This is a genomic window from Sphingomonas sp. RS2018 (assembly GCF_054489605.1).
Genome location: NZ_JBTMWL010000002.1, coordinates 496247 through 517588, shown reverse-complemented (window position 1 = coordinate 517588; position 21342 = coordinate 496247). Strand labels below are relative to the sequence as shown.

Here is a 21342-nt window from a genome sequence, read left to right as displayed (position 1 = left end):
GCAAATGACACACGCACATTTCGGCGGTGTTCGCCGCCTCGCAATCGATCGCAAGGGAAGAGAGATGACTGAGCCTTTTCAGATGGACTCGCAATGGGGCGCTCAAATCGAGGGCGACGAACACGACATCAAGAACCTCATAGCCAAGCTCAATGTCACGATACGGTCACCAGCCTCTCTCTTCGTCAGCACCATGAGCGACGTTCCGATTCTGCGGTCCAGCGCATGGGATAACGCAACTGAGGCAAGCGAGGTCGAACAGCTAGCAGCACGCGATTTGTCACTTATCGAAGGCTGCCTGCAGGTGCTCGATGGTTGCCTGCCCATGAACGTAGGAACGATATACAAGTTCTTCCCAGATCATTTTGAAATGACCAGGAGGAGCGATCTGCACCTGCGGGTTCGCAAGCCCGAAGAAAAACTGGCTTCGCCCATCGAATTCGGGCGCTTGATGAGTAAAGCATTTGCAAACGACGACCTTCGTCAAGCGTTGAGCAACTTTAACGGGCAGCCATCTTGGTTCGATTTATATAAGGTTTGGGAATCGGTGAAGAGCCGGTTTGGTGGCGAACACAAGATCTATAAGGCGTTGAACGAAAGAGAAAAAGACATCCGGCAGTTCAAGAATACGGCAAACAGCTTTCGCCACGTGCCTTCATTTCAGCCGATTGCCGATCCAATCACACTCAAGCAGGGCATCGCCCAAGCACGCGCGCTCATTGTAGAGGCTGCAAATGGCCTGCCACAAAGCGCTCGTCCGGCAGATGCATTTGCGCGAGGCGGTTCGAAGGTCACAATTGTCAACCACACGGCCAACGCTGGTGGGTATGCTGCGATGGGTAAACTCCAAAAGGTCGAAAACGAAGGGCAGATTTCTTACGTCGAGGTCGGTGCCAAGGTGGTTTAACGTTGCTCTTCGGAATAGCTTTTCAACATGCGCGATACGTCGCGTGCTACAGCACCTGCAACAATCGTTGCTACAGCGCTCCAGGCCAAGTGGTTGAATTCATTAAATAAAAGCGCGTTGGTCGGGGAGACAGGATTCGAACCTGCGACATCCTGCTCCCAAAGCAGGCGCGCTACCGGACTGCGCCACTCCCCGTCCGATGGGGGCCCTAGCCCAGCGGATCGCCGGGCGCAACGGCTGTAGCTCAGCTGGTTTGCGCCTGGCCGAGCGTGCGATCGACCGCAGCGGGCAGATGCAGGGTCAGGTGGCGCGCCTCGATCCCGAGCGACCCGCCGAGTTCGCGGGCGAGGTTGCGCGCGAGGCGCAGCGCGAAGCCGGCGCCGAGCAGCGAGATCGGACAGGCCTCCGCGTCGATCGCGTAGAGCTGCTCGCCGGGATAGGCATCGAACGCCGCGGGGCGATTCGCGGTCAGCGCGACGGAATCACCGGTGCTCTCGATCGTCAGCGCGATCGTCTCCCCTGCCCGCGCGGCGCCGAGCAGCGTGCCGATCATGCGGCTGAGCAGACGGTGGAGTGCGGGGGCATCGGCGTGGACGACGGCGTCGGCGCGACCCAGTGCCAGCGTCGCGCCGCGCTCGGCCGCCAGGGCGGCGAGATCGCGTGCGACGATGCCGAGCATGTCGGTGAGCACGATGTCCTCCGGGCGTACCGGCAGCGCGCCGGTCGCGGTGCGGGCGGCGGTATCGACATCGTCGATCGCAGCGAGCAGCGCGCGCGAATCGTCGTGGATCGCCATCGCCTGCACGCGGTACGGCTCGGCGACGGGACCGAGCATCTCGGCCGCGATCATCTCCGAGAAGCCGGCGAGCGCGTTGGTGGGGGTGCGCAATTCGTGGGCGAGCTGGCGCACGGCATCGGCGAAGGGCGAGACGGCGGCTTCATGCACGCGCGGGCGGCGGGCGATGCCGCGATGGCCGACATAGCGACCGCTGGCGGTGTCGAACACCGCGACCGCGTTCACCAGCCAGGTGCCCGAATGCGTGCCGGCGCCGACCAGCAGCCGGCCGTCGCGCACGCTCGCGCGGCCGCGCCATGCCCCGGCGACGGCGGCGTCGACGCCGGGCTGCCCCGGATGGGCGGGGCGCGCGAGCGACAGGCCGGTCACCGCGCCGCGCATCTCCCCGTCCGCCCAGCGGATCGTGCCGTTGGCATCGCATTCAAAACGGAAGCGGTCGCGCTCAGCGGCAGGCTTGGCGATTGCGACAGGCGCGATCGGTTCGTGGCGTTGGTAGGCCTCGATCCGCGCGACGATGTCGGCGATGCGAAAGCCGCCGTCGGCGACCGGCGGCGGCGCGTCGTTGTCGTTCTCCTGCCGCAGCGCCTCGGCGACGAGCGGCAGGCCCAGCGCGACGCGACCGACGGTGACGAAGGGGCCGGGTTCGGCGGGCACGGGCTCGGGTTCGGCCACAATGGGAGCGACGGTGTCGGTCTGCCGTCCGTCGTCGCCGAGGACGAAGTCGACCGAGCCGAAGCTTTCGAGCGCGCGGATCGCCTCGACGGGCAGGTCGCGGCGGTGGCGCAGGATCGCGCGTGCGGTCGGGGTGAGCGTGGGGATGAGCGCGGACCAGTCGTCGGGCGCGAGAGTCGCCGATCGCAGCACCGGCGCGCCGACCGCGATGTCGTCCTGCGCCAGTAGCGTGACCAGCGGCGCGGGCGGCGAGGCGCCGAACAGCGCGCGGGCGCTGGCGCTGCGCACGGTCAGCGGCACGGCGTCGCGCAGTTCGGACAGCGCCGCGACCGCACGCCCGACATCAGCGACCCGCCCCCGCCCGGTCAGATCAACGACCTGACGCCAGACGGCGCTACGCGCCTCCGGCGTTTGCGGGCGCGCAGACAGAACCGTATCGAGAGTATCGTCGAACCGCACTTATGTCCCCGCCCGCGACGCAGCGTCAGGCGCGTCGTAACGAATCCTTAACCCTGCGGTTCTCGATGCGAAACAGCCCTTTTCGGGACGTAGCAATGTGGGACAATTGCGCTATGACGTAATATTATTATCGTGCCGGGGAGTATCCGGACATATCGAGGCAGAGGAAAGAATGGCTTTCGACCGCATCGACCGTCAGATCATGGCCCTGTTGCAGGATGACGGCCGCATGACCAACGTGGAGCTGGCCGAGCGCGTGGGTTTGACCGCCCCGCCCTGCCTGCGTCGGGTCCGCGCACTGGAGGATGCCGGTGCCATCCGCGGCTATCATGCGACGATCAACCCGGCGAGTCTGGGCTATACCATCACCGTCTTCGCGATGGTCAGCCTGAAGAGTCAGGCCGAGGCGGACCTGGCCGCGTTCGAACGCCATGTCGCGACCATCCCCGAAGTACGCGAATGCCATATGCTGAACGGCGAGATCGACTTCATCCTGAAGATCGTCGCGATCGACCTACAATCCTTCCAGGAGCTGCTGACGACGCAGCTGACGCCGGCCCCCAACGTCAGCCATGTGAAGACGTCGCTGACGATCCGCACGGCGAAGTCGGAGCCGGGTATACCGCTCGGCTAGTCGGCGCAGTCGGACACGAAAAGGGGCGACGCATCGCTGCGCCGCCCCTCTTCCAATCGAAACTCCGGCGATCAGGCGACGGTGCCGGTATCCAGCCACGTCAGCCAGAAGCTGGCGATGTCCTTGCGCGGACCGGCGGCGACCTGCTGGAACGCGGCGCGGGCGGCGTCCTTCTGGCCGAGCAGGGTCTGGGCGACCCCCAGGTGCATGTTGGCCTCCGACGCGTCGACGCCGCCCTTTTGCAGGGCAATCTGATACAGCTCGACCGCCTTCGCATGCTGGCCGAGGCCGAGATAGGCGTCGCCGGTCTGCAGCGCGGTCTTGCCGTTAGCTGCCGTCTTCGCGCGCGCCTCTACGCCGGCAAGCGAACCCTCGGCGCGGATCGCCGCATTCGATTCGTTGAGCAACTGCGTGGCGGCGGTATCGGTAGCCGGAATCTTGCCGGTGGCCCGGCCTTCCTCGATCGCCGACTTCGCCTCACCGGCCAGACCGGCGAGGAAGGCGGTGTTGGCATATTCGAGATAGTCGCCACGCGCCGCCATCGCCTTGGTCGCGCGCATCAGTCGGAAAAGGTCGAGCTGCAACCCGCGGTCGAGCTGGTTGGCGCCCTTCACTTCCTTGCTCTCGCGGTAGGTCAGCAGCGCCTCGCGCCAGTTCTTCGGCGTGGGGTAGGCGACGATGCGCTTGTTGAGCCAGGTGACGACGGCCGGATCCTTCTTCGTGTACAGTTGGCCGACGGCGACGCTGTACCAAGCTTCGGGTGCCTTGCGGCCCGCGGCGGTCTCGGCGTCGATCGCCTTCTGGATCTCGGCGACGCCGCCAGCGGTGTTGCCGGTTTCCATCGACGCCAGCGCGATCTGCAGGTTCAGATTCTCGTTGGTGTAGCCAAGGTCACGCGCCTTCACGAGGTACGGCAGCGCCTCGGCATATTTCTTCTGCTGGAACGGCAGCGCGCCGCGGAAGTAGGTGTACCCGGGCAACGCCGTCGCCGGGGTCTTCGGATTCTTGACCAGCGCATCGAGCACGGGGAGCATTGCCGCCGGATCGTTGGTGGGCGCGACCAACTGCAGCTTCAGCGCATTATATACGTAGAGTTCGTCCTCGGTCTTCGCGAACGGCGCGGCCTCGGCCAGCTTCGCATTGGCGGTCGCGGTATCCTTGGCGATCGCCGCCGTCTGCGCGGCAGCGAAAGGCGCGCGGAATTCGTTCGACAGCTTCAGCTGCGGACCCGCCGGCGCGGCGTCCTTCTTGTTCTTCTGGGCAAGTGCCGGGGTGACGACCCCGGTCGCCGACACGCCGACGGTGATCGCTGCGGCGAGCGCGAGCTTCGAGATGAGCCTCATTGTACCGAAATCTCCTCTGGCGAACCCGGTTAACGGGTTTTGCGCCGCTGTAATTGGCGAGTGGCCTGCATACAAGCGGGCCGAATGCCCGACCCCTTGCCGCATGGGCGCTGAACGGTTTTTGAACGAGTTGGCTCCCGCTTTGACCGGCCCGCCGCATTCGGATAGCGCGCCGCCATGGCAGGATCGGCAGTCGTCATCGGGGCATCGGGCGGGATCGGCGGCGCGCTCGCCGACGCGATCGGCGAAGAGGGCGCTCACGACGTCGTCCACCGCTTCGCGCGGTCGTCGTCCGGTCGTGAGCATATCGATCTTTGTGATGAAGCCAGCATTGCCGCCGCCGCCGCGACGATCGCCGCGGGCCCGCCGCCGACGCTGGTGGTGATCGCGAGCGGCCTGCTGCATGACGGCGAGCGCGGGCCGGAGAAGAGCTTTCGCGACCTTGACCCCGACTGGCTGGCGCTCAACTACAGGATCAACGCGATCGGCCCTGCCCTCGTCCTCAAGCATCTGCTGCCGATCCTGCCCCGAACCGGTACGCCAGTGGTCGCGGCGCTGTCGGCGCGGGTTGGCAGCATCGGCGACAACCGGCTGGGCGGCTGGACCGGCTATCGGGCGTCGAAGGCGGCACTGAACATGATCGTGCGCAACGCCGCGATCGAGGCGACGCGAACCTCCCCCCGCTCGATCGTCGTCGCGCTGCATCCCGGCACTGTCGACACCGCGCTGTCGCGGCCTTTTCAGGGCAATGTCGCAGCGGGTAGCCTGTTCGCGCCCGACCGGGCGGCGGTGCAGCTGCTCGACGTCATCGACGGGTTGAAGCCGAAGGATACGGGGCGAATCTTCGCGTGGGACGGGGAAGAAGTGACGCCCTGAACGCTCCCCTCCCTGATAAGAAAGGGGTCGGGGGTGGGTCGGCTCGAGAGGAACCGGTGCGCACGCCCCACACCCACCCACCCCCTTCCCCTCCCTTCCAGGGAGGGGGGAGCGTCCCTCACGCGTACGCGCGCGGGGTTGTGAGTGGTCCGGGCGCGGAGTAAGGTCGTAACGGTACTGACACACTCACCCGAAAGCGCCAGAATTTGACCGACGAGACCGTCCTCGCGGACCCTTCCGACATTTCACCCATCTCGATCGTCGACGAGATGAAGTCGAGCTATCTCGACTATGCCATGTCGGTGATCGTGGCGCGCGCGCTGCCCGACGTGCGCGACGGGCTGAAGCCGGTGCATCGCCGCATCCTCTATGCCGCGCAGGTCGGCGGCTATGTCGCCGGACGCCCGTATCGCAAGTCGGCGAAGATCGTCGGCGACGTGATGGGCAATTATCACCCGCACGGCGACACCGCGATCTACGATGCGCTGGCCCGTATGGCGCAGGACTGGTCGCTGCGCGTGCCGCTGATCGACGGTCAGGGCAACTTCGGGTCGATGGATCCCGATCCGCCCGCGGCGATGCGCTATACCGAGAGCCGGCTGGCGCGCGTCGCGACCGCGCTGCTCGACGATCTCGACAAGGATACGGTCGATTTTGTTCCGAACTACGACGGGCAGGAGCGCGAGCCGACCGTGCTGCCGGCGCGCTTCCCCAACCTGCTGGTCAACGGCGCGGGCGGCATCGCCGTCGGCATGGCGACGAACATCCCGCCACACAATCTGGGCGAGGTGATCGACGCCTGCCTGGCGTACATGGACAATGGCGCGGTCACGGCAGAAGAGCTGATGGAGATCGTGCCGGGGCCGGACTTCCCGACCGGCGCGCTGATCCTCGGGCGATCCGGCTGCCGCAACGCCTACACGACCGGGCGCGGCTCGATCATCGTGCGCAGCCGCTACATCACCGAGCAGCGCGGCGAGCGCCGCTCGATCGTGCTCACCGAAATCCCGTACCAGCAGGGCAAGAACGCGCTGGTCGAGAAGATCGCCGAGGCCGCCAAGGACAAGCGCGTCGAAGGCGTCAGCGACATCCGCGACGAATCGAACCGCGACGGCGTGCGCATCGTCATCGACCTGAAGCGCGATGCGACGCCCGAGGTCGTGCTGAACCAGCTGTGGCGGCATACCCCGGCGCAAGGGTCCTTCCCCGCGAACATGCTGGCGATTCGCGGTGGCCGCCCTGAGCTGCTGAACCTGCGCGACATCATCGAGGCGTTCGTCCGCTTCCGCGAGGAGGTCATCACCCGCCGGTCCAAGTTCGAGCTGGCGAAGGCACGCGACCGGGCGCACATCTTGCTGGGCCTCGTCATCGCGGTGACGAACCTGGACGAGATGGTGCGGATCATCCGCGGATCGTCCAGCCCCGCCGAGGCGCGCGAGAAGCTGCTCGCCCGCGAGTGGCCGATCGCCGAGATCGCCGGTTACATCCGCCTGGTCGAGGCGGTCGATACCGAGGTGACGGGGGACAGCTATCGCCTGTCGGAGACGCAGGTCCGCGCGATCCTCGACCTGCGGCTGCATCGCCTCACCGCGCTCGGCCGCGACGAGATCGGCGACGAGCTGAAGAAGCTGGCGGATTCGATAGCCGAGCTGCTCCACATCCTCGCCGACCGCGTGCGGCTGTACGAAGTGATGCGCGAGGAGCTGGTCACGGTGCGCGACCTGTACGCGACGCCGCGCCGCACCGAGATCGCCGCCGCCGCCGACGGGATCGAGGACGAGGACCTGATCGAGCGCGAGGACATGGTCGTCACCGTGACGATGGAAGGCTATATCAAGCGCACCCCGCTCGAAACCTTCCGCGCGCAGGCGAAGGGCGGCAAGGGCCGCGCCGGCATGGCGACCAAGGATGCCGACGCCGTCACCAACCTGTTCGTGACGTCGACGCATACCCCGGTGCTGTTCTTCTCGAACCACGGCAAGGTCTATCGCCTGAAGGTCTGGCGACTGCCCGAGGGCGGGCCGGCGACGCGCGGGCGGCCGATGATCAACCTGCTGCCGCTGGCGGGCGGAGAGACGATCTCGACCGTGCTGCCGCTGCCGGAGGACGAGGCGACGTGGGGCGACCTGCACGTCATGTTCGCGACCGCGAAGGGCAATGTCCGCCGCAACTCGATGGATTCCTTCGCGAACATCCGCACGTCGGGCAAGATCGCGATGAAGTTCGAAGAGGGATCGGACGATCGCCTGATCGGCGTGTCGCTGCTGACCGAGGACGACGACGTATTGCTGGCGACGCGCGGTGGGCGGGCGATCCGCTTCGCCTCGACCGACGTGCGCGAATTCCAGAGCCGCGATTCCACCGGTGTGCGCGGCGCGCGTCTGGCCGAGGGCGACGAGGTCATCTCGCTCTCCGTACTGCGCGGGTTCGACGCGACGCCGCAGGAAAGAGAAGATTACCTTAAGGCGGCGCCATGGAAGGAAGGCGAGCGCGAGGTGACGCTGTCGCCGGAGCGGCTCGCCGAATTCGAGGCGGCGGAGGAGTTCATCCTCACCGTCACCGCCAATGGGTATGGCAAGCGCACCTCGGCCTATGAATATCGCCGCACCAACCGCGGCGGACAGGGCATCACCAACATCGTCAGCTCGGACCGCAACGGCCCGGTCGTGGCGAGCTTCCCGGCGCACAACGGCGAGCAGCTGATGCTGGTCACCGATCAGGCCAAGCTGATCCGCACCACCGTCAAGTCGGTGCGGGTGACCGGCCGCAATACGCAGGGCGTGATCCTGTTCCGAGTCGGCAAGGACGAACACGTCGTCTCGGCGGCGCGGATCGACGAGGAGTCCGAGCCCGAGAATCCGGCCGAGGAGCTGATCGCCGCCGAGCTGGACGAGGGTGCGGGCGATCGCGAGACGACGCCGGACGCCGACACCGGCGACGATCTGTCGGCCGGACCGGAGGATGGCCAGTGAGCGTGGACATGAACGAGCGGCCGACGACCGCGTACAAGATGCTGACCGCGGCGCAGATGGACATGCTGGAGGCGGACGGCAGCTTCGCCGGTGCGCCGGTCGATCTGGCCGATGGCTATATCCACCTGTCGACCGCGACCCAGCTGACCGAGACGGTCGACAAGCACTTCGCCGGGCAGGACGATCTGCACGTCGTCGCGGTCGATCTCGACGCGCTGGGCGATGCGGTGCGGTGGGAGGAGTCGCGTGGGCGACAGCTGTTCCCCCACATCTACGCCGCGCTGCCGCTGTCGGCGGTCATCGCCTATGGCCCGCTGGAGCGCGATGGCGATGGGCGGGTGACGCTGCCGGTGGCAGGATAGGCTCCCGGCAGTAGACGGTCGGACCCCAAGACCATTCGGGCTGAGCTTGTCGAAGCCCTGCCCTTCTTCTGCACGCCATAGCGGCGCCCGGCCGCCTCGTATCAGGATCGACCCGCCGCCCATGACGCCCCGCACCCTGATCGACACCGCGCCCGTTCCCGGCGGCGAGCCGCTGCGGCTGTTCCGGCGGGGCGACGATCACATGATCGTACTCGACCGCAACGAACTGATGAACAGTCGGATGAGCGGGTCCGAGGAGGCGCTGGCGACGATGACGATCGCGCGGCTGGGCGGCTTCGCCGCCCCGCGACTGCTGATCGGCGGCTATGGCATGGGCTTCACGCTGCGCGCGGCGCTCGCCGCCCTGCCCGCTACGGCGCAGGTCGAGGTGGCAGAGCTGGTGCCGCAGATCATCGACTGGGCGCGCGGGCCGATGGCGGCGCTGACCGCCGGATGCCTCGACGATCCGCGGGTGACGATCACGCTGGACGATGTCGCCGCCGTCATCGCACGGGGCGTGGGCGCCTATGATGCGATCCTGCTGGATGTCGACAACGGACCGGACGGCGTGGTGCGCGATGCCAACGACCGGCTCTATTCGATGCGCGGTCTGGCGCTCGCGAAGGCGGCGTTGCGGCCGGGCGGCGTGCTGGCGGTTTGGTCGGCCGGCGACGATACGGCGTTCACGCGGCGACTGAACGACGCCGGCTTTGCGGTCGATCAGGTGGCGGTGCGCGCGCGCAGCAACGGCAAAGGGCCACGGCATGTGATCTGGTTTGCGCGACGGTAGGCTGTGTGGACCAGTCTTTCGGAATAGACTGGATCAGGCCATCCCGTGCCCGTTCGCCATGAGCGAAGTCGAAGGGCATGGTTCGAAACCGCGCTTCGACGTCGGCAGCACGAACGGGGCGCGAGTAGAAACCATCCGACCCCTTACGGCACCAAATCGACGACCTCCGCCCCCTCGCCCTCCGCGTTCAGCAGCAACGTGCGGTGGCAGTCGCAGGGGTCGCGTTCGTAGCAGAGCAGCGCGCTCGGCAGGTCGGCGGCTAGCGCACGCATGCGGGCGGCTTCGGCCTGGGCCTCGGGAAGGCCGAGCTGGACGTCGTACACCGTGGTGAGCGTCTCGCGATCGCCCTTCTTGGCAGCGTCGCGGCCAGCCTTGGGCGTACCGAGCGCGCGGAGGTGGACGTAATCGATGCCGTGTTCGGCGAGCGACGCGGCGAGCGAGGTCTTCGAGAAACCGGGACGGCGCGATAGCGGCAACTGGCGCACATCGATGACTCGGCGGACACCGGCGCGCCTTAGCGCGGCGATGACTTCGGCCTGGGTCGCGGCCTCGTAGCCGATAGTGTAGATTTTCATCGTTCCGCTCCCGCACCAGACATCTCACGATCGACCTGCCGCGCGATCATGGCAGCAAGACGGGCAGCCCTTCGTCAAGCTCCGTGCGAACGGGATCAGGAAATCGCAACGCCCGACTCATAAGTCACGAAAATCACAATCAGGAGCACCTGGACGCGAAAAGGCCCGCCGCATATGCGACGGACCTTTCCGGGAGCTGCGGCCATCCAACGGACGGCCGCGAAACACGGGTCAGATATCGTCGTCAGGCCCCGGACCGGCCATCAGTTCCTCGGCGACCTTGTCGGTGCGCGTACGGATCGCCTTTTCGAGACGCTCGGCCATCTCGGGATGTTCGCGCAGGAAGGTCTTCGCATTCTCGCGACCCTGACCGATGCGGACGCTGTCGTAGCTGAACCACGCACCCGACTTCTCGACCAGCCCGGCCTTGACGCCAAGATCCAGCACCTCGCCGATCTTCGAGATGCCCTCGCCGTACATGATGTCGAACTCGACCTGCTTGAACGGCGGGGCGACCTTGTTCTTCACGACCTTCACGCGGGTCGCGTTACCGACGATGTCCTCGCGGTCCTTGATCTGGCCGGTGCGGCGGATGTCGAGGCGGACCGAGGCGTAGAACTTCAGCGCGTTGCCGCCGGTCGTCGTCTCTGGATTGCCGTACATCACGCCGATCTTCATGCGCAGCTGGTTGATGAAGATCACCATGCAGCGCGAACGGCTGATCGAACCCGTCAGCTTGCGCAGGGACTGCGACATCAGCCGGGCCTGCAGGCCGACGTGGCTGTCGCCCATCTCACCCTCGATCTCCGCGCGCGGCACGAGCGCCGCGACCGAGTCGACCACCAGCACGTCGATCGCGTTCGACCGCACCAGCGTGTCGACGATCTCGAGCGCCTGCTCGCCTGTATCGGGCTGCGACACGATCAGCTCGTCGATGTTGACGCCGAGCTTCTTGGCATAGACGGGGTCAAGCGCATGCTCAGCATCGACGAAGGCCGCTGTGCCGCCGTTTTTCTGAGCTTCGGCAATGACATGGAGGGCAAGCGTTGTCTTGCCCGAGCTTTCGGGGCCATAGACCTCGATCACCCGGCCGCGCGGCAGCCCGCCGACGCCGAGCGCGATGTCGAGCCCGAGCGAGCCGGTCGAGATCACCTCGACCTGCATCGTCTCCTTGGCGCCCAGCTTCATCGCCGAGCCCTTGCCGAAGGCGCGGTCGATCTGCGCCAATGCGGCGTCGAGCGCCTTCTGCCTGTCCGTGCTTGCCGTTGCCATGCCGCTGTCGATAACCTTCAGGTTCGCTGCCACTGGAAGCTCCCGTCGCTAGGGCATCATCGCCCGGGGTTCAATCTCTACAGGCAGTATGTACCATTTCCGTTCCGCGAGAACAAGAGCGGAACAAAGCGAGTTTTTTCAGTCGCCCCAACGGGTCCAATCGAGCATCCCTGCCGTCACCCAGCCATTCACATAGTTGAGGTAGAACAGAACAAAGAGAATCGTTGCGACGAGCGTTACTCGCCACGCCACGAGGCCGGTGCGGAAGACGTGGGGGGCGCTCTCCGCCTGCCCGGCTATGCGCTCGCCCCCCGCCTCGTCCGTCGTCCGTACCCCGAAGGGCAGGACGAGGAAGACGGAGAACGCCCAGAACAGGATGTAGATGGCGAGCGCGGAGGTCCAGAGCATGGCCGGTGCGTCAGGCCTCGATCATCAGCACGTCGACGACGGGCTTCTTGCCGGTCCAGCGCGTGGCGACGCGGCGGACGGCAAGGCGGATCGATTCGCGCAGGCGTTCGCGGTCGCCGCCCTTCGACGCGCCCTTGTTCACCGCATCCGCCGCGGCCTTCACCGCCTCGGCGGTGAAGGGATCGCGGTCTTCCTCGACCGGAATACCCTGAAGCCGAACCTCGGGCTGGGCGAACAGGCGACCGCCCTTTGCCAGCGCGACCGCGACCGAGATCTGACCGAACTCGGCGAGGCGGCGGCGCTCGTTCATCGTGCTGCCGTCGGCGGGCAGGATGACGTCGCCGTCGATGGCGAGACGACCGACCGGGGCCTCGCCGATCTTCTGCGGCGTGCCGGGCGCCAGGCGGATGATGTCGCCGTCCTTCTGGATCACCGCGCCGGGCACGCCGCTCTCGATCGCGAAGCGGGCATGCTCGGCGAGATGCCGCATCTCGCCGTGCACGGGCACGACCATCTGCGGCCGAATCCACTTGTACATCTGCGCCAGCTCGGGCCGGCCGGGGTGGCCGGAGACGTGGACGAACGCCTGACGATCGGTGACGATCTCCACGCCCATCGCCGAGAGACGGTTCTGGATGTCGCCGATCGCCTTTTCATTGCCGGGAATCTGCTTGGAGGAGAAGACGACCGTGTCGCCGCGGTCGAGCTTGATCGGGTGATTGTTCTCCGACACGCGATTAAGCGCGGCGCGCGCCTCGCCCTGTCCCCCGGTCGCGACGATCAACACCTTGTCGCGCGGCAGCCGCATCGCGGCGTCCCAGTCGACCGTCTGGGGGAAATCCTTCAGATAGCCGGTCGCCTTCGCAACGCGCATGATCCGGTCGAGCGAGCGGCCGGCGACACAGAGCTGGCGCCCGGTATCCTTCGCGACCTCGCCCAGCGTGGCGAGCCGCGCGGCGTTGGAGGCGAAGGTGGTGACCAGCACGCGGCCCTTCGCCGCCGCCACGACCTCGTCCAGCCCGGCGCGCACGTCGGTCTCGCTACCCGAGGCCTCGGGATTGAAGACGTTGGTCGAATCGCAGACGAGCGCGAAGATGCCCTGATCGCCGACCGCGGTCAGTTCCGCGGCGGTGGAGGCGGCACCGTGCAGTGGCGAATCGTCGATCTTCCAGTCGCCGGTGTGCAGCACCTTGCCGTACGGCGTGTCGAGGAGGATCGCATTCCCTTCCGGGATCGAATGGGCCAGCGGCACATAGCTGATGCCGAACGGCCCGAGCTTGAAGCTCTGGTCCTCCTTAACGATGCGCAGCTTCACCTGGTTGGTGATACCCTCCTCGTCGAACTTCTCGCGGATCAGGCCAGCGGTGAAGGGCGAGGCGTAGACCGGCACGCCGAGATCGGCGGCGAGATACGGCAGCGCGCCGATATGATCCTCATGCCCGTGGGTGATGACGATGCCCACGAGGTCGTCGAGGCGATCCTCGATGAAGCTGAGGTCGGGCAGCAGCACGTCGATACCCGGATAGGCCGGGTCGGCGAAGCTGATGCCGCAGTCGATCATCAGCCATTTGCCGTCACACCCGTACAGGTTGACGTTCATGCCGATCTCGCCCGATCCGCCGAGCGCGACGAAGAGCAGTTGGTTGTCAGGGTTGGTCAAGATTTATCCTAGATACATGGTCTATTGCCGGCAACGACGCCGGTGCGGGTAGCTGTCACAGCTGAAATTACGGGAGCCGGCGATCATGCGCCGGCAACGGGGGCCATATGGGCCTTTTCCCACAGAATCGCCAGTCCGGTCAGCGTCAGGTCGTGTTCGACATGGTCGAACACCTGCGTGTGCGCCTCGAACAGCACGGCCAGGCCACCGGTAGCGATGACGCGGACCGGGCGCCCCACCTCCGCCTTCATTCGCGCGACCAGCCCCTCGATCATCGCGACATAGCCCCAGAAGATACCGATATGCATCTGCGAGACCGTATTGCGGCCGATGACGCTGGCGTCGACGGGGGCTTCGATGGCGATGCGCGGCAGTTTGGCGGCGGCGGTGACAAGCGCGTCGAGGCTGAGGTTGATGCCGGGCGCGATGATGCCGCCCTTGTACGCGCCCGAATAGTCGACGACGTCGAAGGTGGTGGCGGTGCCGAAATCGACGACGATGAGGTCGCCCGCGTGGGCGGCATGCGCGGCGATGGCGTTGAGCGCACGGTCGGCGCCCAGCGCATGCGGCTCCTCGACGTCGAGGACGATCGGCCAGCCTCGCTCGCCCGCCACCAGCGGCTCGCAGCCGAAATACTTTGTGGCGAGCATGCGCAGATTGTGGAGCGCGCGCGGCACGACGGTGCCGATCGCGACGCCGGTGATCGCGGCGCGGTCCAGCCCCTCCAGCGCCAGCAGCTGCGTCAGCCAGACGACATATTCGTCCGCCGTCCGGCGCGGATCGGTGGCGATGCGCCAACGCGCGCGCACCTCGCCCCCGTCCATCACGGCGAAGACGACGTTGGTATTGCCGGCATCGATGGCGAGCAGCATGAACCGGCCTTTCAGATCAGGAAGACGTCGCCCGCATGGATGACACGCGCGGTGCCGTCGGCCAAGCGGAGGATGAGCGCGCCGTCGTCGTCGAGCGCGACATAGAGCCCGTCGATCGCCCCGCCGTCGGCGGTGCGTACGCTGAGCGCGGTGCCGGGGGGATGGGCGAGGTCCTGCCAGCGGCGGCGGACCGGAGCCACGCCCTCGCCACGCCAGCGCTCGAGCCAGCGGGCGAACACCTCGGCGAGCGTTTCGGCGAGGATATGGGGCTCGACCGCGGCGCCGTGCCGGGCGAGGCTGGTGGCGGGTCGGTCCGGCAGCGTGGGATGGTGGGCGACGTTGACGCCGAAGCCGATCGCGATGGCATCGCCCTGCCGCTCCAGCAGAATGCCCGACAGCTTGGCGCCGGCGACCAGCAGGTCGTTGGGCCATTTGATGTGAGGACTGACGCCGAACAGCGCGACCGCTTCCTGCAATGCGATCGCGGCGACCAGCGCCAGCGTGGCCGCGGGCGGGTCGGCGGCGCGCAGGCGGACGAGCGTGGTGACGTAAAGGTTGCCGGGCGGCGATACCCATGTCCGTCCCTGCCGGCCGCGCCCCGCGGTCTGGACGCCGGCGCGCAGCCACAGCCCCTCCGCCGCGCCGCGTGTCGCCAGCGCCAGCACGTCGGCATTGGTCGATACCGTCGTGGCGACGGAGACGATCTCGATCAGAACAGCGCGCCCGCCGCCGCCGCCGTCATCGGCGCCATCGGCTTGATGAGCAGATAGCCGAGCGGCGACACGAACACCGCCGCAATCGCGATCAGCGCATATTCCACGCCGTTGCCGCCGCCTCTGGCGATCTCATGCGCCGGCGCATCGAAGTACATCGTCTTGATGATCTTCAGATAATAGTAGGCGCCGACCACCGATCCGATCGCGCCGGCGACCGCAAAGCCGAACAGGCCGGCATCGGTCGCCGCCCAGAACACCGACAGCTTCGGCCAGAAGCCGAGCAGCGGCGGGATGCCGGCGAGCGAGAACATGAAGATGGCGAGCGCCGCCGCCAGCGCCGGCCGCGTGCGCGAAAGCCCGGACAGGCTGGCGATCGTCTCGATCGGCTGGCCGTTGGTGCCGCGCATCTGCAGCACGACGAGGAAGCTGCCGAGCGTCATGACGACATAGACGCTCATGTAGCTGAGCACCGCCGCCGCGCCCTCGGCTGTGCCGGCCCCCAGCCCCATCAGCGCGAAGCCGATGTTGTTGATCGACGAATAGGCCAGCAGCCGCTTGATGTTGGTCTGGCCGATCGCGGCGACCGCACCGAAGAAGATCGAGGCGAGGCTGGCGAAGATGACGATCTGTCGCCAGTCGGCGGTCGCCGGGCCCATCGCCTCGATCGCGACGCGAACCGATAGCGCGACCGCGGCGACCTTCGGCGCGGAAGCGAAGAAGGTGGTGACCGGGGTCGGCGCGCCTTCGTACACGTCGGGCGTCCACATGTGGAACGGCACCGCCGAAATCTTGAACGCGAGCCCGGCGAAAACGAACACCAGCCCGACCGTCAGGCCCGTGCTGCGCGCGCCGGCATAGGCCGTGGAAATCGTCGCGAAATCGGTCGAGCCCGAGAAGCCGTAGACGAGGCTGATGCCGTAGAGCAGGATGCCGCTGGCCAGCGCGCCGAGCACGAAATACTTCAGACCGGCTTCGGCGGAGCGCGTGTCGCGGCGCATGAAGCTCGCCAGCACATAGGCGGCCAGACTCTGAAGTTCGAGGCCGACGTAGAGCGACAGCATGTCGCCCGCCGACACCATGATCCCCATGCCGACCGCGCTGAGCAGCATCAGCACCGGATATTCGGGACGCAGGTCGTCACCGCTGGTGCGTTCGAAGAACCCCGGCGCGACGATGATCGACACGGCGGTGGCACCGTAGATCAGCGCCTTGGCGAACCCGGCGAACGCATCGGCGCGATAGAGACCGCCGAACGCATCGGCACCCGAGGTCGCCGGCCCGGCGAGGCTGATCGCCGCGCCCGCCAGCACCGCGACCGCCGCCCAGCCCACCGCGTGCGACGACGACTGTCCGCCCCAGGCGGCGACGAGCATCAGCACCAGCGCGCCGATCGTCAGCACCAGTTCGGGCAGGATCAGCAGGAAGTCCTTGGTATCCATCAGTGCGCGCCCCCATGCGCGGCGGGCGTGGTTTCATGATGGCCGGCAGCCGCGGCCGCAGCCGGGTTGCCGGCGGTCGGGCGCGAATCCCCGGCGGGCTTCGCCCGGTCGAGCCGGTCGAGCAAGGTGGCGACGTCGGCACGCATCGGACGCAGGAAGCTTTCCGGATAGACGCCCATCCACAGCACCACCGCGGCGATCGGCGCGAGCAGCGCGATCTCGCGCGGGCTCACGTCCTTCATCGCGCGGACGTCGTCGTGCACGATCTCTCCGAACGCCAAGCGGCGGTAGAGATAGAGCATGTACGCGGCGCCGAGGATGATGCCGGTCGTGCAGACCAGCGTGATCCACGTCGACACCTGATAGGTGCCGGCAAGGCTCAGGAACTCGCCGACGAAGCCCGATGTGCCCGGCAGGCCGATCGAGGCCATCGTGAACAGCAGGAAGAAGATGGCGTAGCGCGGCATGTTGATGCTGAGCCCGCCGTAACGGCTGATCTCACGCGTGTGCAGCCGGTCGTAGATCACGCCGACGCACAGGAAGAGCGCCGCCGAGACGAGCCCGTGCGAGAGCATGACGACCATCGCGCCCTCGATCCCCTGCCGGTTGAAGGCGAACAGGCCGATCGTCACGATCGCCATGTGCGCGACCGATGAATAGGCGATCAGCTTCTTCATGTCGGACTGCACCAGCGCGACGAGGCTGGTGTAGACCACCGCCACCGCCGACAGGCCGAGAATCAGCCAGACGAGCCCCGCCGACGCTTCCGGAAACATCGGCAGCGAGAACCGCAGGAAGCCGTAGCCGCCGAGCTTCAGCAGCACGCCCGCCAGGATCACCGACCCCGCGGTCGGCGCCTGCACGTGCGCATCGGGCAGCCAGGTGTGGACCGGCCACATCGGCATCTTGACCGCGAACGACGCGAAGAACGCGAGGAACAGCCAGTATTGCGCGCCGACCGGGAAATCGTATGCCATCAGCGTCGGAATGTACGTCGTCCCCGCCGTCGTCGACATCCACAGCATCGCGATCAGCATCACGATCGAGCCGAGCAGCGTGTAGAGGAAGAACTTGTACGACGCGTAGATGCGGTTCGCCCCGCCCCAGATGCCGATGATGAGGTACATCGGGATCAGGCCGGCTTCGAAGAACACGTAGAACAGCAGCAGGTCCTGCGCCGCGAACGTGCCGATCATCAGCACCTCGGTCAGCAGGAAGGCCGCCATATATTCGGGAACGCGATCGGTGATCGCCTCCCACGACGCGCCGATGCAGATCGGCATCAGGAAGACGCTGAGCATGATGAGCATCAGCGCGAAGCCGTCGATGCCGAGCGCCCAGCTGAACCGGCCGAACAGCGGCAGATACTCGACGAACTGCCACTGCGGCGCGGCCCCGGCGACATCGAAGCTGGCCCACAGCGCGATGCCGAGCGCCAGATCGACCAGGGTCGCCCCCAGCGCCAGCCAGCGCGCGGTCTTCGCATCGACGAACAGGCAGGCAAGCGCCGCCACCAGCGGCACCGCCAGCATGACGGACAGAATCGGGAAACCGGTCATCGCGTGATCGCCCAGGTGACGGCCGCGGTCAGGCCGAGCAGCATGACGAAGGCATAGGTGTAGAGATATCCGGTCTGAATCCGGCCCGCGATACCGCTGCCGAACCTGACGAGGGCTGCCGAACCATTCGGGCCGAACCGGTCGATCGTTCCCTCGTCACCCTTCTTCCAGAAGAAGCGGCCGATGGCGAATGCCGGACGCACGAAGATCGCATGATACAACTCGTCGAAATACCATTTGTGCAGCAGGAAATCGTACAGCACGCTGAACATGCTGGCGAACCTGGCGGGGAATTCCGGTGAACGGATGTAGGCGAGGTAGGCGATCAACAAGCCGAGCAGCATCACGATCGTTGCCGACAGCTTCACCAGCAACGGCACCTCGTGCATCGCGTGCATCAGATGCTCGTCGAAAGCGATCGAGCCGTTCCAGAACGCCGCGTTCGCTTCCGGCTGGATGAACCAGTGGTTGAACGCGAAGCCCGCGAACACCGCGCCGACCGACAGGATGATGAGCGGCAGGCGCATCGCCCACGGGCTTTCGTGCGGATGATAGCCGCCGGTGCCATCGCCGACATCGTGCGCGCCCGGCGCATGGGCGCGCGGTGCGTGGCCGGCGTCTTCCTGCGCCGCCTCGCCATGATGGGCATGCGCGGCGACATCGCCGTGGGTGTCGTGCGCATGCTCGTCATGACCGTGCGCATCGTGCACCGCGTGCTGGATATGCTCGCTGTTGATCCACCGCGGTTTGCCCCAGAAGGTCAGGAACATCAGGCGCCACGAATAGAAGCTGGTCAGCAACGCAGCGAACACGCCGACGTAGAAGGCAAGCTGGCTTGTGCCACCCTTCGCGAAGGCCGCCTCCAGAATCGCGTCCTTCGAATGGAAGCCCGCGAAGCCCGCGTGGATCCAGTAGACGCCGACGCCGGTGATGGCGAGCGTGCCCATCATCATCGCCCAAAAGGTGACCGGGATGTGCTTCCTGAGGCCACCGTAGAACCGCATGTCCTGCTCGTGATGCATCGCATGGATGACCGAGCCGGCACCGAGGAACAGCAAAGCCTTGAAGAACGCGTGCGTGAACAGGTGGAACATCGCCGCGCCATACGCCCCCACGCCGGCCGCGAAGAACATGTAGCCGAGCTGCGAGCAGGTCGAATAGGCGATGACGCGCTTGATATCGGTCTGCACCGTGCCGACCGTCGCGGCGAACAGGCAGGTCGCGGCGCCGATGAAGGTGATGAAGCCGAGCGCGGTCGGCGACGTTTCGAACATCGGCGACAGGCGACACACCATGAACACGCCGGCGGTGACCATCGTCGCGGCATGGATCAGCGCCGACACCGGGGTCGGACCCTCCATCGCGTCAGGCAGCCAGGTGTGCAGTCCAAGCTGCGCCGACTTGCCCATCGCGCCGACGAACAGCAGCAGGCACAGCACCGTCATCGTATCGAAGCGGTGGCCGAGGAAGCCGATCGTGCTGCCGGCCATGCCGGGTGCGGCTTGGAGGATCGCGGGGATCGAGACGGTGTCGAAGACGAGATAGGTGCCGAAGATGCCGAGCATGAAGCCGAGATCGCCGACGCGGTTGACGACGAACGCCTTGATCGCGGCGGCGTTGGCGCTGGGCTTGCGGAACCAGAAACCGATGAGCAGGTAGGAGGCGAGGCCCACGCCTTCCCAGCCGAAGAACATCTGGACGAGGTTGTCCGCCGTCACCAGCATCAGCATCGCGAAGGTGAACAGCGACAGATAGGCGAAGAAGCGCGGCTGATCCGGGTCCTCGCTCATATACCCCCAGCTATAGAGGTGGACGAGCGCGGAGACGCTGGTGATGACGACGAGCATCACCGCGGTCAGGCTGTCGACGCGCAGCGCCCAGTCGAACACCATGCTGCCCGACGTGACCCAGTTGAGCACGGGGACGACGTGCGCGGTCTGTTCGCCGAACATGAAGCCGAGGAAGATCGGCCACGACAGCGCCGCCGACACGAACAACGCGCCGGTCGTTACCAGCTTCGGCAACGCGATGCCGAACGCACGGTTGGACAAACCGGCGAGGACAGCCGCCAGCAGCGGCAGGAAGACGATGAGAGCGATCATGTCAGCCCTTCATCCGGTTGACGTCGTCGACCGCGATGGTCGCGCGGCCGCGGAAATAGATGACGAGGATGGCAAGACCGATCGCGGCCTCGCCGGCGGCGACGGTCAGCACGAACATCGCGAACACCTGCCCGACCAGATCGCCGAGATAGGCGGAGAAGGCGACGAGGTTGATGTTCACCGCCAGCAGGATCAGTTCGATCGCCATCAGGATGAGGATCAGGTTCTTGCGGTTCGCGATCAGGCCGAACACGCCCAGCCCGAACAGGATCGCCGCGACGACCAGATAATGGGTCAACCCAATCACAGTTCGACCCCCTGCCCCACCGGCACATCCTTCACGTTGCGCACCGCATCCTTCGACCGGCGGTTGATCTGGCGATGGATCGACTGCTTCTTGACGCCGCCACGCTCGCGGTGCGTCAGCACGATCGCGCCGATCATCGCGACCAGCAGGACGAGGCCGGCGCCTTCGAATACGAAAAGGTAGCGGGTGTAGAGCAGCCGTCCGACCGCCTCAATATTGGGAACGTCGGCCTGCACCGGCGCGGCCTTCGCAGCGAGTTCGACACCGCCCGCGGTATAGCCAAAGAAGCCGACCACCACCTCCGCGGCAAGACCCAGCGCCAGCGCAATGCCGAGTGGCACATAGCGAACGAAGCCCGCGCGCAGTTCGGCGAAGTCGATGTCGAGCATCATGACGACGAACAGGAACAGCACCGCGACCGCGCCGACATAGACGATGACGAGCAGCATCGCGATGAACTCGGCGCCGCACAGCACCATCAGCCCCGCCGCGTTAAAGAACGCTAGGATCAGCCACAGGACCGAATGGACCGGGTTGCGCGACGAGATCGTCAGCCCTGCGGACAGGATGACGACGCCTGCGAACAGGTAGAAGGCGATGGCCTGGATCATGCCGGGTGGC

Annotated in this window: 19 protein-coding genes and 1 tRNA gene; 6 read left to right on the top strand and 14 right to left on the bottom strand. The window is 66.4% G+C overall.

Features of this window, described 5'->3' with window-relative positions:
• Positions 1 to 64: 64 nt before the first annotated feature.
• Entirely contained in the window at positions 65 to 907 is an 843-nt protein-coding gene (locus tag ACX40P_RS07560) for a hypothetical protein (protein ID WP_459125703.1), read from the top strand.
• Between the two features lie 118 nt (positions 908 to 1025).
• Here ACX40P_RS07560 and ACX40P_RS07555 read toward each other — a convergent pair.
• Together ACX40P_RS07555 and ACX40P_RS07550 are read right to left on the bottom strand one after the other, a co-directional pair.
• A tRNA-Pro gene (locus ACX40P_RS07555) sits at positions 1026 to 1102 on the bottom strand.
• Positions 1103 to 1151: 49 nt separating this feature from the next.
• Positions 1152 to 2834, bottom strand: a complete 1683-nt coding sequence (locus ACX40P_RS07550; RefSeq protein WP_459125702.1) for a sensor histidine kinase — start codon at positions 2832 to 2834, stop codon at positions 1152 to 1154.
• 172 nt (positions 2835 to 3006) lie between these two features.
• On the opposite strand from ACX40P_RS07550, the gene ACX40P_RS07545 reads away from it, so the two are divergent.
• Positions 3007 to 3468 carry an Lrp/AsnC family transcriptional regulator gene (locus tag ACX40P_RS07545; RefSeq protein WP_459125701.1) on the top strand — a complete coding sequence of 154 codons (462 nt, stop codon included), beginning with the start codon at positions 3007 to 3009 and terminating at the stop codon, positions 3466 to 3468.
• 71 nt (positions 3469 to 3539) lie between these two features.
• On the opposite strand, the gene ACX40P_RS07540 is transcribed toward ACX40P_RS07545, so the two are convergent.
• Entirely contained in the window at positions 3540 to 4811 is a 1272-nt protein-coding gene (locus ACX40P_RS07540; RefSeq protein ID WP_459125700.1) for a hypothetical protein, read from the bottom strand.
• Between the two features lie 177 nt (positions 4812 to 4988).
• On the opposite strand from ACX40P_RS07540, the gene ACX40P_RS07535 reads away from it, so the two are divergent.
• The 4 genes from ACX40P_RS07535 (at position 4989) to ACX40P_RS07520 (ending at position 9811) form a co-directional block, all read left to right on the top strand.
• Complete coding sequence (locus ACX40P_RS07535) at positions 4989 to 5687, top strand: SDR family NAD(P)-dependent oxidoreductase (protein WP_459125699.1); 699 nt, start codon at positions 4989 to 4991, stop codon at positions 5685 to 5687.
• A gap of 206 nt (positions 5688 to 5893) precedes the next feature.
• The gene (gyrA, locus tag ACX40P_RS07530) at positions 5894 to 8659 is read left to right on the top strand and encodes a DNA gyrase subunit A (protein WP_459125698.1); all 2766 of its coding nucleotides are present in this window, start codon (positions 5894 to 5896) and stop codon (positions 8657 to 8659) included.
• 8 nt (positions 8660 to 8667) lie between these two features.
• Complete coding sequence (locus tag ACX40P_RS07525) at positions 8668 to 9021, top strand: DUF952 domain-containing protein (RefSeq protein ID WP_459126035.1); 354 nt, start codon at positions 8668 to 8670, stop codon at positions 9019 to 9021.
• 121 nt (positions 9022 to 9142) lie between these two features.
• The gene (locus ACX40P_RS07520; RefSeq protein ID WP_459125697.1) at positions 9143 to 9811 is read left to right on the top strand and encodes a spermine/spermidine synthase domain-containing protein; all 669 of its coding nucleotides are present in this window, start codon (positions 9143 to 9145) and stop codon (positions 9809 to 9811) included.
• 143 nt (positions 9812 to 9954) lie between these two features.
• Here the strand turns inward: ACX40P_RS07520 and ACX40P_RS07515 are convergent, their stop codons facing one another.
• The 11 genes from ACX40P_RS07515 to ACX40P_RS07465 all read right to left on the bottom strand — a co-directional run bounded on the left by ACX40P_RS07515 (position 9955) and on the right by ACX40P_RS07465 (position 21332).
• Positions 9955 to 10386: a DUF488 domain-containing protein gene (locus tag ACX40P_RS07515; RefSeq protein WP_459125696.1), complete on the bottom strand. Its 432-nt coding sequence runs from the start codon at positions 10384 to 10386 to the stop codon at positions 9955 to 9957.
• A 231-nt stretch (positions 10387 to 10617) separates the two neighbouring features.
• A complete protein-coding gene (gene recA / locus ACX40P_RS07510) occupies positions 10618 to 11691 on the bottom strand; it encodes a recombinase RecA (protein WP_459125695.1) in 1074 nt (357 codons plus the stop codon).
• Positions 11692 to 11796: 105 nt separating this feature from the next.
• On the bottom strand, positions 11797 to 12066 hold the full coding sequence (locus ACX40P_RS07505; RefSeq protein WP_459125694.1) for a DUF1467 family protein: 270 nt from the start codon (positions 12064 to 12066) through the stop codon (positions 11797 to 11799).
• A gap of 10 nt (positions 12067 to 12076) precedes the next feature.
• Entirely contained in the window at positions 12077 to 13666 is a 1590-nt protein-coding gene (locus ACX40P_RS07500; protein ID WP_459126034.1) for a ribonuclease J, read from the bottom strand.
• A gap of 143 nt (positions 13667 to 13809) precedes the next feature.
• Positions 13810 to 14598, bottom strand: a complete 789-nt coding sequence (locus ACX40P_RS07495) for a type III pantothenate kinase (protein ID WP_459125693.1) — start codon at positions 14596 to 14598, stop codon at positions 13810 to 13812.
• Between the two features lie 11 nt (positions 14599 to 14609).
• Positions 14610 to 15308 (bottom strand): biotin--[acetyl-CoA-carboxylase] ligase, encoded by a 699-nt coding sequence (locus tag ACX40P_RS07490; RefSeq protein WP_459126033.1) that lies wholly within the window; start codon positions 15306 to 15308, stop codon positions 14610 to 14612.
• A complete protein-coding gene (gene nuoN, locus ACX40P_RS07485; RefSeq protein WP_459126032.1) occupies positions 15308 to 16756 on the bottom strand; it encodes an NADH-quinone oxidoreductase subunit NuoN in 1449 nt (482 codons plus the stop codon). Before nuoN ends, ACX40P_RS07490 begins: the two co-directional genes overlap by 1 nt.
• Entirely contained in the window at positions 16753 to 18312 is a 1560-nt protein-coding gene (locus tag ACX40P_RS07480; protein WP_459125692.1) for an NADH-quinone oxidoreductase subunit M, read from the bottom strand. Before ACX40P_RS07480 ends, nuoN begins: the two co-directional genes overlap by 4 nt.
• Positions 18309 to 20414: an NADH-quinone oxidoreductase subunit L gene (gene nuoL / locus ACX40P_RS07475; protein ID WP_459125691.1), complete on the bottom strand. Its 2106-nt coding sequence runs from the start codon at positions 20412 to 20414 to the stop codon at positions 18309 to 18311. The genes ACX40P_RS07480 and nuoL overlap by 4 nt, the downstream gene beginning before the upstream one ends.
• Position 20415: 1 nt before the next feature.
• Positions 20416 to 20721 (bottom strand): NADH-quinone oxidoreductase subunit NuoK, encoded by a 306-nt coding sequence (gene nuoK, locus ACX40P_RS07470; protein ID WP_459125690.1) that lies wholly within the window; start codon positions 20719 to 20721, stop codon positions 20416 to 20418.
• Positions 20718 to 21332, bottom strand: a complete 615-nt coding sequence (locus tag ACX40P_RS07465; RefSeq protein WP_459125689.1) for an NADH-quinone oxidoreductase subunit J — start codon at positions 21330 to 21332, stop codon at positions 20718 to 20720. Before ACX40P_RS07465 ends, nuoK begins: the two co-directional genes overlap by 4 nt.
• Positions 21333 to 21342: the final 10 nt, after the last annotated feature.

Bases quoted from the DNA above. Each gene is read 5' to 3' on its own strand.
- ACX40P_RS07525 (WP_459126035.1), top strand. From the start codon at position 8,668: ATGAACGAGCGGCCGACGACCGCGTACAAGATGCTGACCGCGGCGCAG.
- ACX40P_RS07465 (WP_459125689.1), bottom strand. From the start codon at position 21,332: ATGATCCAGGCCATCGCCTTCTACCTGTTCGCAGGCGTCGTCATCCTG.
- ACX40P_RS07500 (WP_459126034.1), bottom strand. From the start codon at position 13,666: ATGAACGTCAACCTGTACGGGTGTGACGGCAAATGGCTGATGATCGAC.
- ACX40P_RS07495 (WP_459125693.1), bottom strand. From the start codon at position 14,598: ATGCTGCTCGCCATCGATGCCGGCAATACCAACGTCGTCTTCGCCGTG.
- ACX40P_RS07560 (WP_459125703.1), top strand. From the start codon at position 65: ATGACTGAGCCTTTTCAGATGGACTCGCAATGGGGCGCTCAAATCGAG.
- nuoL (WP_459125691.1), bottom strand. From the start codon at position 20,414: ATGATCGCTCTCATCGTCTTCCTGCCGCTGCTGGCGGCTGTCCTCGCC.
- ACX40P_RS07515 (WP_459125696.1), bottom strand. From the start codon at position 10,386: ATGAAAATCTACACTATCGGCTACGAGGCCGCGACCCAGGCCGAAGTC.
- ACX40P_RS07540 (WP_459125700.1), bottom strand. From the start codon at position 4,811: ATGAGGCTCATCTCGAAGCTCGCGCTCGCCGCAGCGATCACCGTCGGC.
- ACX40P_RS07480 (WP_459125692.1), bottom strand. From the start codon at position 18,312: ATGACCGGTTTCCCGATTCTGTCCGTCATGCTGGCGGTGCCGCTGGTG.
- ACX40P_RS07535 (WP_459125699.1), top strand. From the start codon at position 4,989: ATGGCAGGATCGGCAGTCGTCATCGGGGCATCGGGCGGGATCGGCGGC.
- ACX40P_RS07545 (WP_459125701.1), top strand. From the start codon at position 3,007: ATGGCTTTCGACCGCATCGACCGTCAGATCATGGCCCTGTTGCAGGAT.
- ACX40P_RS07520 (WP_459125697.1), top strand. From the start codon at position 9,143: ATGACGCCCCGCACCCTGATCGACACCGCGCCCGTTCCCGGCGGCGAG.
- ACX40P_RS07505 (WP_459125694.1), bottom strand. From the start codon at position 12,066: ATGCTCTGGACCTCCGCGCTCGCCATCTACATCCTGTTCTGGGCGTTC.